Raw genomic sequence first — 12,148 nt, forward strand, 5'->3', positions numbered from 1 at the left:
GGCCCTTGCGGGCCTCAGGAGGGCCCCGCCTTGGCGGGGCCTTCTGCGTTTCGAGCGAGCGCGCGGCACGGACGCCTTGGCGGCTGTGGCCGGGGGCGCGATTGACGACCGGTCGGCCGGCAAATAGCGTCGCGGCGGTGGATGAGCCGGCGCGGTCCCGGGGGGCTGCGCGGCGCGAGGAGAAGGAGGGCGCGCGTGAGCAGCGACCCGCGGCGGATACCCGTCATCATCGGCGTGGGCCAGGTCAACGACCGGCCCGAGGACCCGGCCAGGGGGCTCGATTCGCTCGGCCTGATGGTCGAGGCGCTGCGGCGTGCGGATGCGGATGCGGGCGGGGGATGGCTGGCGCGGCTGGGCTCGGTCGCGGTGGTCGACCAGATCTCATGTCCCGGGCTCGGCGACCTTGCCGATGGGGTGGCGGCGGCGCTCGGCGCCTCGCCCGCCCATCGCAAGGTCACGCCGGGGCCGATGGGCGACGGGCCGGTGACGCTGCTGGCCGAGGCCTGCAACCTGATCGGCGCGGGCGAGGTCGAGGTGGCCGCCGTTACCGGGGGCGAGGCGCTGCGAACCGCGGCGCGGCGGGCGGCGGCGTCCGGCGGCGGCGAGGCCAACGCCTCGCGCGCAAGCTCCGAGCGACGCTCGAAGGGGATGCTGCGGGCGCGGTACGGGCTGACGGCGCCGGTGGACGTCTATCCGCTCTACGAAAACGGCTGCCGGGCGGCCTGGGGGCAGAGCCTGGAAGAAGGCCAGGACGAGAGCGCGCTGATCTGGTCGCTGATGTCCAAGGTGGCGGCCGAGAACCCCGACGCCTGGCTGCGCAAACCACTGGAGCCGGAGGCGATCCTCTCGCCCGACGGCGGGAACCGGCCGATCGCGTTCCCCTATTCCAAGCTGATGGTGGCCAACGGCTCGGTGAACCAGGGGGCCGGGTTCCTGGTGGCGAGCCTCGCGGCCGCCCGCGAGGCGGGGATCCCCGAGGAGCGGCTGGTCCATGTCGGGCTGGCGGCGCGGGCGCAGGAGGACGCCGACATCCTCAGGCGCGACCGCTACGACCGCACGGCGACGATCGAGGTCTCGATCCGCAAGACGCTGGAGAAGAACCGGGTGGCGGCGGAGGATCTGGACGCGGTGGAGCTGTATTCGTGCTTCCCCTGCGTGCCGAAGATGGCGCGCCGCGTGCTGGGTTGGCCGGCCGACAAGCCCGCCACCGTCTATGGCGGGCTGACCTTCGGCGGCGGGCCGATCGGCAACGTGATGAGCCATGCGATCGCGGCGATGGCGGGCCGGATCCGCGAGGGCGCCAAGCTGGGCCTGGTCTTCGCCAACGGCGGGCACGCGACCTACAGCTGCACCGTCGTGCTGGGGCGCGAGCCGATCCCGGGCGCGAGCTTTCCGGCCGAGTTCGACCACCAGGCCGACGCCGACGCCCTGCGCGATCCGGTTCCCGAGCTGGTCGAGGATTACGCCGGCCCCGCCACGGTCGAGACCTACACGGTGTTCTATGCGCGCGACGGCGCCCCGCGGAACGGGGTGATCGTGGCGCGCACCGCCCAGGGCGCGCGCACGGTCGCCATCGTGCCCGGCGACGACGCGGACGCCATCGCCTGGCTGACCGACGGCGCGCAGGAGCCCGTGGGCGCCGCCGGCGAGATCGTGCCGGGGACCGCGCCCGGGCCCGACGGCGGCGCCCCGCTGCAGGTTTGGAAACGGGCGGGCTGAGACTCGCCGGGCCCGCCGCGCGCCGCGAAGGGGCCGGAAGATCAGGACCCGCGCGTTCCTCACAGGGCGCGCGGGCGCACAAAAAAACCTAGAACGCCCGGCCGCGCCGGGCCGGCGCCCGGCCGGATCCGGGCGGGAGGAAGACCATGGCTCGTTTCGAGGGCAAGATCGCGCTGATCACCGGCGCCACCGGCGGCATCGGCGCCGTCACCGCGCGCCGCATGGCCGCCGAGGGCGCCAGGCTGGTCCTTCAGGACCGCGACGAGGCCCCGCTGAAGGCGCTGGCCGAGGAGCTGGGCGGCGCCGAGATCGCGCCCGGCGACGTGGCCGAGCCCAGCGTCATGCAGGCGGCCGTCGACAAGGGCCTCGTCGCCCACGGGCGCATCGACTGCGCCTTTCTCAACGCCGGGATCGAGGGGCCTGTGGCGGCGCTCGAGGACGGCGATATCGCGGACTTCGACGAGGTGATGCGGGTGAACGTGCGCGGGCCCTATGTGGGGCTGGCCGCACTGTTCCCGGCGATGAAGAAGACCGGCGGCGCGGTCGTGATCACCTCCTCGACGGCGGGGCTGCGGGGGGCGACGGGGCTGGCGCGCTACACGACCTCCAAGCACGCGGTGATCGGGCTGATGCGCACCGCCGCGCTCGAGGGCTCGGCCCACGGCATCCGGGTGAACACGGTCCACCCCGCGCCCATCGACACGCGGATGATCCACGCGCTGGAGGACGGCTACGGCCGCGGCGACCCCGAGCGCGCCGCCGCCGCCCTGAAGGCCGCGATTCCGCTCGGCCGCTATGGCGAGCCCGAGGAGGTCGCGGCGCTGGTCTGCTGGCTGCTGTCGGACGAGGCCAGCTTCTGCACCGGCGGAACCTATCAGGTGGACGGCGGCTCGACGGCCGGCGCGCGGCGCTAGGCGGGACCAGCTGACGAAGGCGGGGCGGCCCGGTTTTCGGCGGGTCGCCCCGTCCGGTTCGCGGCGCGCGTCGCTCCCGGTCCGCCGCTTTTCGCGCTGTCTGCGCCCCTCGCTCCGGCGGAGGGATCCGCGCCAAATCCACGGCGCGGGTCGGCTTCTCAACCACCGGAGCGGGGGCCTGCGTCGGAGGGTGGCGGACCGCCCGCGGAACGGGTAGAGGTCGAACACAAGAGCATCCGTCCAGGATGCCGGAGCAGTGAAGCAGGTTCGAAAGTGCAATCGACAAGTGCGCAGGCCGGCGCGGTGGAGGCATCCGTCGCGACGAAGCGCCTGCAGGTGCGCGGAAGATTCCTCACCGCCGTGGCCCTGCCGGTCGGCGGCCGGCCCGGCGCCGACTATCTCGCGGCGCTCGACGACCTGCTGCGGCAGTCGCCGGGCTTCTTCTCGGACGCGCCGCTGATCCTCGACCTCGCCGAGGCCGAGGGTCTCGACGCGCAGGAGGACGTGGCGGAGCTGCTGCGCGGGCTGCGGACGCGGGGCATGATTCCCTTCGCCGTGCAGAACGCCACCGATCGCCAGAAGGCCGCCGCCGCAAAGGCCGGGCTGACCGCCCTGCAGGGCGGACGCGACGCGGCCCTGCCGCGCAAGCCCGCCGAGGCCGCCGCCGCCGCCCCCGAACCCGAGCCCGAAGCCCCGGTCTCGACCACCGTGCTGGTGACCGAGCCGGTGCGTTCGGGGCAGCGGATCTATGCCGAGCGGGGCGACGTGGTGGTGGTCGGCTCGGTCAGCTCGGGCGCCGAGATCATCGCCCATGGCAACGTCCACATCTACGGCCGCCTGCGCGGCCGGGCGCTGGCGGGCGTGCACGGCGACGAGACCGCCCGGATCTTCTGCCAGAGCCTCGAGGCCGAGCTGATCGCCATCGCCGGCCTCTACAAGACGAGCGAGGAGATGGGCGATGCCTTCGCCCAGCAGCCCGTTCAAGCCTTCCTGGAAGACGACGCCCTGCGCATCGTCGGCCTCAAATGACGCAACCGAGAGAGAGGACCAGCGTGGCCAAGATCACAGTTGTGACTTCCGGCAAGGGCGGCGTCGGCAAGACGACGTCCACCGCCGCCATCGGCGCCGGCCTTGCGATGCGCGGGCACAAGACCGTCGTCATCGATTTCGACGTGGGCCTGCGCAACCTCGACGTCATCATGGGGTGCGAGCGGCGGGTCGTCTTCGACTTCATCAACGTCATCCAGGGCGAGGCGCGGCTGAAGCAGGCGCTGATCACCGACCGGCGGCTCGAGAACCTCTCGATCCTCGCGGCCTCGCAGACGCGCGACAAGGATGCGCTGACGCTCGAGGGCGTGGGCAAGGTGCTCGAGGAACTCTCGCAGGATTTCGACTACATCCTGTGCGACAGCCCCGCGGGGATCGAGCGCGGCGCGCATCTGGCGATGTATTTCGCCGACGAGGCGATCGTGGTCACCAACCCCGAGGTCTCCTCGGTGCGCGACAGCGACCGGGTGATCGGGCTGCTCAGCTCCAAGACCCGTCGCGCCGAGCAGGGCGAGGAGCCGGTCAAGCCGCACCTCCTGCTGACCCGCTTCGACGAGGGCCGGGTCGCGCGCGGCGAGATGATGAAGATCGAGGACGTCGAGGAGATCCTCTCGATCCCGCTTCTGGGCATCATCCCCGAAAGCCCCGCGGTCCTGCGCGCCTCGAACGTCGGCACGCCGGTGGTGTTCGACGACAAGTCGACGGCCGCCAAGGCCTATTCGGACGCGGTCTCGCGCCTGGTCGGCGAGCAGCTCGAGATGCGGGTCCAGCCCGAGCGCCGGGGCCTGTTCCAGCGGATCCTGGGGCGCCCGGCATGAGCATGTTCGGATTTTTCCGCCGCAAGCCGCAGGACAACACGGCCGACACCGCCAAGGAGCGGCTGTCGATCCTGCTGGCCCATGAGCGCACCGGGCGCGCCGGCCCCGACGTGCTGCCGATCATCCAGCGCGAGATCATCGAGGTGATCCAGCGCCACATGAAGGTGGCGCGCGACAGCGTCGACATCCGGGTCGAGCGGGGGGACGACTTCTCGACCCTCGAGATTAACATAGAGCTTCCGGGGAACGGTTCGGCCCCCGCCGCCGCCGCGAAGACCGCCTCCGCCGCGCGCTGAGGGGACGGGGCGGGGTCGCCGGCCGGTCCCGGGAACGCCCTCGCGGCGTCTCCCTGGCGGTCCTGGCCGCTGGCCTCCTGTCCGCGGCCCCGGTTGGCTGTCGGGCGCTGCGCGCGTTCCGGCAGGGTTCATTTGCCGTAGGGGCGCGAGGGGCTATGCTCTGCTGTCCGGGCGCGTCGCGCGACCCAAGGGGAGTGAGAGCAGATGAAGCGAACCATCGCGATCGTGGTCGGGGGGCTGATGGCCTGCACGGCGGCGGCCCAGGCCCAGACCGAGGCCGGGGACAAGGACGCCATGGCCGACAAGGTGCGCGGGCTGGCCCTGGCCATCGGCAACGCCTACGCCTGCACCGCCGAGGACGACCGACCGACCTTCAAGGAAGAGGCCCACCACCTGTTCGACCTGATCCTGCAGGACGTCGGCTCCGACATCGCCTTCCTGTATGCGACGGGGGTGGGCTACGGCTCGGCCGTGGCCGCGGCCGACATCGACTGCCCGGCGATGCTGGAGCAGTGGGAGGGCATCCGCACCGACTATGACCTGAAGGCCGAAGAATGAGACGCCTGGTGATCTCCGCCACGGCCGCCTGCCTTGTCGCGAGCGCGGCGGCGGCGGCCTCGTTCGACGGCGCGCCGGCGCGCCCGGACGCAGGCGCAGGCGCTGACATCGGCGCGGGCGCGGGCGCGGGCTTCTCGACGCCTCTGACGATCCCGGGGCTGGCCGAGGCGCCGCTTGCGGGCGAGGCGGACATGGTCGTGGCCAAGAAGGGCGGTCGGCCCGGGGGCGGCGTGCGCGGCGGCGCGCCGGTTCGCAAGCCGAGCCTGGGGCGTCACAGCCCCAGCGTGAACAACCGCAGCAACAACAACATCGTGGTGAACCGGGGCAGACCGTCCTATCGCGGCTATCGCCCGGGCGGGCGGGTCTATTACGACGACGACGACAACGACGGACTGGCGGGCGCGCTGGTCGGCGGGGTCATCGGGCTCGGCGTCGGCGCGGCCATCGCCAACTCGGACGATCCCGACAACACCTGCGTGGACAACAACGGCGACGGCGTCTGCGACGCCTACTGAGCGTATCCGGCGCGCCCGGGCCGATCACAGGTCGGCCCGGGCCCGTCCGCCTCGGTCGAGGGCGCGCCCGCGCCGCGGGGATGTCGCGCGAACCTGGGGCCCTGCGGCCCCGCACCCCCTGGGCCGCCGCGGCGGCGGGCCATGCCTCCCGAAAGGCGCGCCGACCATGATCGCCTACGTCACCGTCGGCGCCGACGACATCGCGCGCGCGAAACGGTTCTACGCCGCGATCCTGCCGGCCCTTGGCTATTCGCTTGCGGAGGGGCCCGAGGGCCTGAGCTTTGCGCTGCCCGCGCAACCGGGCGCGTCGCAGGCGCCGCCGGACTTCTACGTCAAGCCGACCTTCGACGGCGCTCCGGCCTCGGCCGGCAACGGCGCCATGGTGGCGTTCGAGGCGCGGAACCAGCGCCAGGTCCGCGAGCTTCACGCCGCCGCGCTGCTCGCCGGCGGGACCGACGAGGGGCGGCCGGGGTTCCGCGCGGCCTACGGGCCGCGCTTCTACGTGGGCTATCTCCGCGATCCCCAGGGCAACAAGCTCGCCCTCTTCTCCAGCAACCCCGACGAGCCCGGCCGCGAGGGGTGAGGCGGGCGGCGGCGCCTGGATCGGCGCCGCCTCGGGCGGGTCACTCCGCGATGCGGGTGATCTTGGTGCCCTCGATCCCGGCGCCGGCGAAGAAGCCGCGCTGGTCGACGAAGAACACGTAGACCCCGTCCTGGTAGGTGGTCGTCGACAGGCGGCCCGCCAGCATCGCGTCGTCGGCGTAGACGACCGAGGGGCCGACCCCGACCTCCCAGCCGTCGCTGTCGTCGAGATAGGACAGCGAGCTCTCGGTCATGAACACCATCACGTAGCCGAAGCGCTGGATCCCGGCCTGCAGCCCGTAGCTGACCGCGGCCGAGCGATAGACGCCCGCCGTCTCGCCGTCGACCCGCAGCAGGCCCTTGCCGGTGGAGCCGCCGATCAGCAGGCCGCCCTTCACGATCTCGGGGAAGATCAGCAGGCCGGCGGCGCTGTCGAACATCTCCTGCGTCACCGGCTGGGTGGCGAGCAGACGCTCCATGGTCCGGTCGGCCTGGGCCTCGAGCTCGGGCAGGCTCTGCGCCCGGGCGGGGGCGGCGGGGGTCAGCGCCGCGCCGAGCGCGAGCGTGACGGCGGCCGTTGCGGCCAGCATCTGTCGTCTGTTCATCGTTCGTCTCCCCCCAGGGGGCGCGCCGCGGGGCCGGCCCTTCCGGTCCCCGCGGCCGCGCAAGCGCGGTCAGTGACCGCCCAGCACCAGCGTGCGGACCGGCAGAAGCAGGGTCTGCGCGCGCAGGATCGCGGCGTGGATGATCCCGACCGTGTCGACCACGTGATAGAACAGGTAGGCCGCGGTCGAGATGTCGGGATCCTCGAGCTTCTTCTCGTTCGAGGTGTAGGCGTTGGCCACGCAGCGGCTGCCCAGCGTGATCTTGCCCAGGTCGCCCTGGAAGATCGGGGCCATGAACACGATCACCGTGCCCGGCGCGTTCATCGACGTCACGTCGGCGAGGTTGTCGGACGGGCGGAACTGGCCCGAGGCGAACACGTCCTGCACCTCGGTCACATAGACCGGGATCACGTCCATGGGGCGCGAGGGGCAGGTGATCTCGCCGATCATGCCGACCTCGAGCACCTCGGCCGAGATCTGGTCGAAGCCCGCCACGAACTGGTTGCGCCCGGCCCCCTCGGGGACCAGCAGGCCGGCGGTGCGGATCATCGGGTTGACCAGATCGCCGGGGCGCAGGGTGAACTGCTCGAGCCGGCCGGCGGTGCCGGCGGTGACGGTCGACTTGTCGATCTGGACCTGCGCCTCGTCGAGCTGGGCCTGGGCCGAGGCCTTCTGCGCGGGGATCTGCACCGACAGGGTCTTCTGCGCGGTGTCGAGCTGCGCCCCGGCGGCGTCGACCTGGCCCTTGGCGCTCTCGACCCGGGCCTGGAGCCGGTCGAGCTCGCGCTGGGCGACCACATTGGGGTTGCGCTGGTTGAGCTCGACGTTGCGCTGATACTCGATGTTGGCGAGGTTCAGGTCGCTGTTGGCGGCGTCGAGCTGGGCCTGGGCGGCCGCGATCTGGGCCTGCGCCAGCTGCGCGTTGGCGTCGAGCTCGGCCAGCCGGCTGCGCGCGGTCGCCGCCGCCGCCTGCTGGGCGGTGTCGTCGAGCTTGAACAGCGGCTGCCCCTCCTCGACCCGGTCCGAGAGATCGACATAGACCTCCGAGACGCGGCCGATCCGCTCGGGCAGGATGGTCACGGTGCGGAACATCGAGGTCACGTTGGTCGAGGACGGGTGGAAGTAGAACACCAGCGTGATCAGCGAGACCGTCAGCAGCACGCACAGCGTCAGGCCCCAGCGCAGCTCGTACCACACCGAGAACAGGGTGATCTCGCGCCCGAAGCGCTTGCCCTGCACATAGCGGCGGAACAGGTAGTCCGGCAGGATCGTGACGCTGGAGCAGAACATCAGCTCAAACATTGCGGTCCTCCCGCGCGGGAGTGGAGATCGCGGCGGCGTCCGGCTCCGGCTGGGCCGGAGCCCTCGAGGCGGCAGGCTCCGACGCCGTGGGCGCGGCCGACCAGGCGGGCGCGGCGGTCTCGGGCGCTTCGGGCGCCTGCCCCTTGGGGTCGAGGCGCGCGGCCGCCGAGGTCAGGGCGTCGGCGATCTTGTTCAACGGCGAGAGGAAGTCGGGCACGTTCAGCGCGGCGAGCAGCAGCGCGCCGACCCAGAACACCGAGTTGTGGGTGAACAGCGCCAGCAGCGCCATGATGCCGACCAGCTGGAACTGGGTGTGGCTGGCGCGATGGGCCATCCGCTCGGGCAGCGCGTGCAGGTTGAAGTAGATCAGGCCGATGCCGACGACCACCGCCAGCAGGAAGCCGGCGACGACCACCAGCATCTGGTCCATCTGGTCGGGGGGCGTCACGAAGTAGGGAATGTGCTGCAACACGACGCCCTGCGTATCGGCAAAGGCGGCGTCGGGGGTCGGATCGGCCAAGGCGGGGTCTCCGGTGGTCTGGTCCGGGCCGGCGGTCGCCGACGCGGGTGTGTGTTCGGGAGGGGCGGGGCGCATCCCCCCGGATACGCCCCTGCGCCGGTCCGGCCGCCAGCGCGGCCGGACCGGAAACTCAGCGGGAGTCGGCGGGCGCGCCGCCCCCGGACTGTTGCTCGACGGCATGAGCGGCCGCGCCCAGGGCGGCCTGGCCTCTGGGCGAGTCGGCGGGGATCTCCTCGCCCTCGTCGTCGGTGACGCGCACGCGGACCTCGCGGCGGGCGAACTCGATGCCCGCCTCGTCGAAGGCCTTGTTGACGCGGTTGAAGATCTCCTTGCGCAGGACGAACTGGCGGCCGGGGCGGGCCATGAACTTGCCCCGGACCACGATGCCGACGTCGTCGAATTCCAGCACGCCCTGGCTCTTGAACGGCTCGATGAAATCCTCCTTGAACTCGGGGACCTCGAGCATTTCCTGGCCGATCTTCTTGAAGATCTTCTTGATCTTGTTGGGGTCGGTGCCGAAGGGCACGGTGAAGCGCAGCTTCATGATCACCCAGTCGCGGCTGTAGTTGGTGACCTTGGAGATGTCGCCATAGGGGATCGTGTGCACCGCGCCCAGGTGGTGGCGCAGCTGGACCGAGCGGACCGAGATCTTCTCGACCGCGCCCATGGTGCCGCCGACGTCGATGAATTCTCCGGTGCGGAAGGCGTCGTCGACCAGGAAGAACAGGCCCGAGACCACGTCCGAGACCAGCTTCTGCGCGCCGAAGCCGATGGCGAGGCCGAAGACCGAGGCGCCCGCGATCAGGGGCGCGATGTCGACGCCCGCCTGGCTGAGCGCCAGCATCACCGTGAACACCGCCACGAAGGACAGCGCCGCCCAGCGCATCAGCGGCAGCACGGTCGCCAGCCGCGAGGCGGAGGCGCCGCCGCCCTCGGCGTCGACGCCCCCGGGCTCTGCCGCGTCGCCGGTGGCCTCGCGGCTGAGGCGGGTGAGGAACTGGATGTTGATCAGCTCGAAAATGATGTAGCCGACGGCGGCGAAGGTCACGAAGCGCATCGCGCCCGCCGCGACGCCCGCCCCCACGCCCCCCGCTGCGAGGCCGAAGAGGTTGAGGCCCCACAGCTTGGCCAGCAGCAGGATCAGCGCCACGTAGACGAACACCCGGCCCATGCGCAGGTAGGCCCGCGCCACCCGGCCGCCCGCGGCCTGCGCCGCCTGGCCCGAGCCGGTGGCCCCCGGCGCCAGGCGCAGGGCCGCGGCGCGGATCAGGCTGTCGATGGCCGGCACCACCAGCACCAGCGCCACGCCGAGCCGCGCCTGCCCGCCCAGCGTGCCCGGCGCGCCGAGCACCAGGATCAGCTCGGCCACCAGCCACTGGCCCACGATCAGCACGATCGCCAGCCGCGGCCAGACATGGGGCCAGGAGCCGGGCTCCGCCGTCTGCCCGGGGGCGGTCATGATCGACGAGAGGGTGTCGCGCTCGCGCCAGGTGAAGGTCACCGCGGCGATCACGAAGATCAGGCCCAGCCAGAAGAACCAGCCGTCGGCCGGATCCTCGCCGGCCAGCACCATCAGCGCCGAGAGGCGCGAGAGCACGGCCAGCAGCACCGCGAGCCCGAAGTACCCCCGCCAGGCGCGGCGCGCGTCGACGTCATTGGCCGACAGCAGGCGCAGCTCTGGCCGATCGGGCGAGAGGGCGAGCGTCAGGCAGGCGGCGAACAGCGGCACCGAGATCCCCAGCGCATAAAGGATCTCCCACGCCAGGGCGCGGGGCAGCGGCGTTTCGAAGACGACCGGGAAGCCGATGCGCAGCACGAGACCCGCGCCGATGGCGAAGCCGAGGACCCCCAGCACCGCGATCGCAAAGCGGCGCAGCGCGATGTGCATGCGCCGGGAGGACGAGATCACCATCGCCGGCGCCTGCGGGGCGACGGGCGCCGCCGCAAGCTCGGGCGCCGCCTCGGCGGCGGTGGCGGGCGCCGGCGCGGTTTCGAGCGCGGGCGCGGTTTCGGGCGCAGCCGCGGGACCCGCCTCCGGCGGGGTCGCCGGGGCCGCCTGCAGCGTGGGGTCGGTCGGCGCCACGGTCGGAAGGGTGCGCGCGGGCGCCGGACGCGTGTCGGGCACGCGCAGCGCGGGCTCGCTCCAGGCGCGGCCGGCGAGGCGCCGCAGGGCGAGGTTCAGCGCGAAGCCCGCCGCGGCGGCGAGCGCGGTCATCGCCAGCAGCAGCAGCGCCCCGCCGACGCCGCCCTCGGCCCCGAAGGCGGCGAGCGTGCGCCCGAGCGCCGCAAAGCGCTCGCCGATGTTCAGCACCTGGTCGACGAGATGCGCGCCCACCGCGGCGGCGGCGTCGTCGAGCCCGGCCTCGGGCGCGGCCTCGGCGGCGGCTTCCGCCTGGGCGACCGCGTCGAGCCGCTCGAGCAGCAGGCCGCGGACCTCCTGGTCGGACAGCCCGGCGACGAGCGCCCGGGCGGCCTCCGGGGTCAGCGGATCGGGCAGGGCGGGAGCCGCGGCCTCCTGCGCCTGGGCGGCCGAGAGCAGGCCGAGCAGCGTCAGCGCGGCAAGCGCCCCGGCCCAGGCTCGCAGGCCCCAGAGCGGGCCGCGACGGCCGGTCGAGAGGTTTTCGCTGTCAGTTCGTGCGTGTCGCATCGTTCGCCCCCCTCCCGGGACTGGCCGCGCCGGACTCCGGATCCCGGGCGCCGCGTCTCGTCCCCTGTCCACGTCGCGGACCTTATCCAAGCGTCATCCGACCGGCTAGTCGCGTTCGCGCGAATAACAAGTGACGCGCGCAATTCGCCGCCGGGCGTCGCGTTCCGGGCGCGGTCGAGAGGCCTGGCGGGGGCGGCGCCAGAGGGCGAGACCGCGGCGCGCAAGAACGTCGGCCGGTCGCGAAGTCTCTCGCAAATAAGGGATGTGCGCCGCGCGGCTGACGGTTAACATGTCGCAGGGTCGAGTCCCTCCGGCCCTGTCGGGGGGAGCCGCGCCCGCGGCGCCGGCGAGCCTCCGCCGGGGCGCGCCGCCCGTGCGACGAGGGGTTTGGGAGAGGGCTTGGAGATGTGGGACACGACCGCTCTGCGCGGGACGCTCGCACGGTTGGCGGGGGGAGGGCTGCTGGCGATCGCGCTGGCCGCCGCGCCCGCGCCGCAGGGACCGCGGGCCCAGACGGGCGACGCGCAGGCCCAGTCCGGAGACGCCAGCGCGACGGCGCAGGCCGCTGCCGACAGCGCGACGGCGCAGGCCGCCGATGACAGCGCGACGGCGCAGGCCGCCGATG

At 72.8% G+C, this 12,148-nt stretch carries 13 protein-coding genes; 9 read left to right on the plus strand and 4 right to left on the minus strand.

All coding sequences use genetic code 11. From position 1 onward, the window contains the following. Window positions 1-195: 195 nt before the first annotated feature. From AAC134_RS22330 to AAC134_RS22365, 8 genes are all read left to right on the plus strand, one after another. Entirely contained in the window at window positions 196-1,719 is a 1,524-nt protein-coding gene (locus AAC134_RS22330) for a hypothetical protein (protein ID WP_339951744.1), read from the plus strand. Between the two features lie 146 nt (window positions 1,720-1,865). After that, the gene (locus AAC134_RS22335; RefSeq protein WP_339951746.1) at window positions 1,866-2,633 is read left to right on the plus strand and encodes an SDR family NAD(P)-dependent oxidoreductase; all 768 of its coding nucleotides are present in this window, start codon (window positions 1,866-1,868) and stop codon (window positions 2,631-2,633) included. A 336-nt stretch (window positions 2,634-2,969) separates the two neighbouring features. Beyond that, window positions 2,970-3,662 carry a septum site-determining protein MinC gene (gene minC, locus AAC134_RS22340; protein WP_339951748.1) on the plus strand — a complete coding sequence of 231 codons (693 nt, stop codon included), beginning with the start codon at window positions 2,970-2,972 and terminating at the stop codon, window positions 3,660-3,662. Next, window positions 3,659-4,498 carry a septum site-determining protein MinD gene (gene minD, locus AAC134_RS22345; RefSeq protein WP_339951750.1) on the plus strand — a complete coding sequence of 280 codons (840 nt, stop codon included), beginning with the start codon at window positions 3,659-3,661 and terminating at the stop codon, window positions 4,496-4,498. Before minC ends, minD begins: the two co-directional genes overlap by 4 nt. After that, entirely contained in the window at window positions 4,495-4,794 is a 300-nt protein-coding gene (gene minE / locus AAC134_RS22350) for a cell division topological specificity factor MinE (protein ID WP_339951752.1), read from the plus strand. Before minD ends, minE begins: the two co-directional genes overlap by 4 nt. 204 nt (window positions 4,795-4,998) lie before the next feature. After that, window positions 4,999-5,352, plus strand: coding sequence for a hypothetical protein (locus tag AAC134_RS22355; protein WP_339951754.1), 354 nt, complete (start codon window positions 4,999-5,001; stop codon window positions 5,350-5,352). After that, the gene (locus AAC134_RS22360; protein WP_339951756.1) at window positions 5,349-5,867 is read left to right on the plus strand and encodes a hypothetical protein; all 519 of its coding nucleotides are present in this window, start codon (window positions 5,349-5,351) and stop codon (window positions 5,865-5,867) included. The genes AAC134_RS22355 and AAC134_RS22360 overlap by 4 nt, the downstream gene beginning before the upstream one ends. A gap of 166 nt (window positions 5,868-6,033) precedes the next feature. Continuing rightward, window positions 6,034-6,450 carry a VOC family protein gene (locus AAC134_RS22365; RefSeq protein WP_339951758.1) on the plus strand — a complete coding sequence of 139 codons (417 nt, stop codon included), beginning with the start codon at window positions 6,034-6,036 and terminating at the stop codon, window positions 6,448-6,450. 40 nt (window positions 6,451-6,490) lie between these two features. On the opposite strand, the gene AAC134_RS22370 is transcribed toward AAC134_RS22365, so the two are convergent. From AAC134_RS22370 to AAC134_RS22385, 4 genes are all read right to left on the minus strand, one after another. Next, window positions 6,491-7,054, minus strand: a complete 564-nt coding sequence (locus tag AAC134_RS22370) for a lipid-binding SYLF domain-containing protein (protein ID WP_339951760.1) — start codon at window positions 7,052-7,054, stop codon at window positions 6,491-6,493. 69 nt (window positions 7,055-7,123) lie between these two features. Then, window positions 7,124-8,356: an HlyD family secretion protein gene (locus tag AAC134_RS22375; RefSeq protein ID WP_339951762.1), complete on the minus strand. Its 1,233-nt coding sequence runs from the start codon at window positions 8,354-8,356 to the stop codon at window positions 7,124-7,126. Continuing rightward, complete coding sequence (locus tag AAC134_RS22380) at window positions 8,349-8,876, minus strand: hypothetical protein (protein WP_339951763.1); 528 nt, start codon at window positions 8,874-8,876, stop codon at window positions 8,349-8,351. The genes AAC134_RS22375 and AAC134_RS22380 overlap by 8 nt, the downstream gene beginning before the upstream one ends. Before the next feature lie 130 nt (window positions 8,877-9,006). After that, complete coding sequence (locus tag AAC134_RS22385; protein WP_339951765.1) at window positions 9,007-11,523, minus strand: mechanosensitive ion channel domain-containing protein; 2,517 nt, start codon at window positions 11,521-11,523, stop codon at window positions 9,007-9,009. A gap of 405 nt (window positions 11,524-11,928) precedes the next feature. On the opposite strand from AAC134_RS22385, the gene AAC134_RS22390 reads away from it, so the two are divergent. Further along, window positions 11,929-12,148 (plus strand): hypothetical protein (locus tag AAC134_RS22390; RefSeq protein ID WP_339951767.1); only part of this gene is annotated, 220 nt, incomplete at its 3' end.

Origin of the sequence: uncultured Albimonas sp. (assembly GCF_963977235.1) — a bacterium.
Classification (GTDB): Bacteria; Pseudomonadota; Alphaproteobacteria; order Rhodobacterales; family Rhodobacteraceae; genus Albimonas.

What these genes read in the sequence shown, in the direction of transcription:
- AAC134_RS22355 (WP_339951754.1), top strand. Translation starts at nt 4,999, where the DNA reads ATGAAGCGAACCATCGCGATCGTGGTCGGGGGGCTGATGGCCTGCACG.
- AAC134_RS22365 (WP_339951758.1), top strand. Translation starts at nt 6,034, where the DNA reads ATGATCGCCTACGTCACCGTCGGCGCCGACGACATCGCGCGCGCGAAA.
- AAC134_RS22375 (WP_339951762.1), bottom strand. Translation starts at nt 8,356, where the DNA reads ATGTTTGAGCTGATGTTCTGCTCCAGCGTCACGATCCTGCCGGACTAC.
- AAC134_RS22385 (WP_339951765.1), bottom strand. Translation starts at nt 11,523, where the DNA reads ATGCGACACGCACGAACTGACAGCGAAAACCTCTCGACCGGCCGTCGC.
- AAC134_RS22360 (WP_339951756.1), top strand. Translation starts at nt 5,349, where the DNA reads ATGAGACGCCTGGTGATCTCCGCCACGGCCGCCTGCCTTGTCGCGAGC.
- AAC134_RS22335 (WP_339951746.1), top strand. Translation starts at nt 1,866, where the DNA reads ATGGCTCGTTTCGAGGGCAAGATCGCGCTGATCACCGGCGCCACCGGC.
- minD (WP_339951750.1), top strand. Translation starts at nt 3,659, where the DNA reads ATGACGCAACCGAGAGAGAGGACCAGCGTGGCCAAGATCACAGTTGTG.
- AAC134_RS22370 (WP_339951760.1), bottom strand. Translation starts at nt 7,054, where the DNA reads ATGAACAGACGACAGATGCTGGCCGCAACGGCCGCCGTCACGCTCGCG.
- minE (WP_339951752.1), top strand. Translation starts at nt 4,495, where the DNA reads ATGAGCATGTTCGGATTTTTCCGCCGCAAGCCGCAGGACAACACGGCC.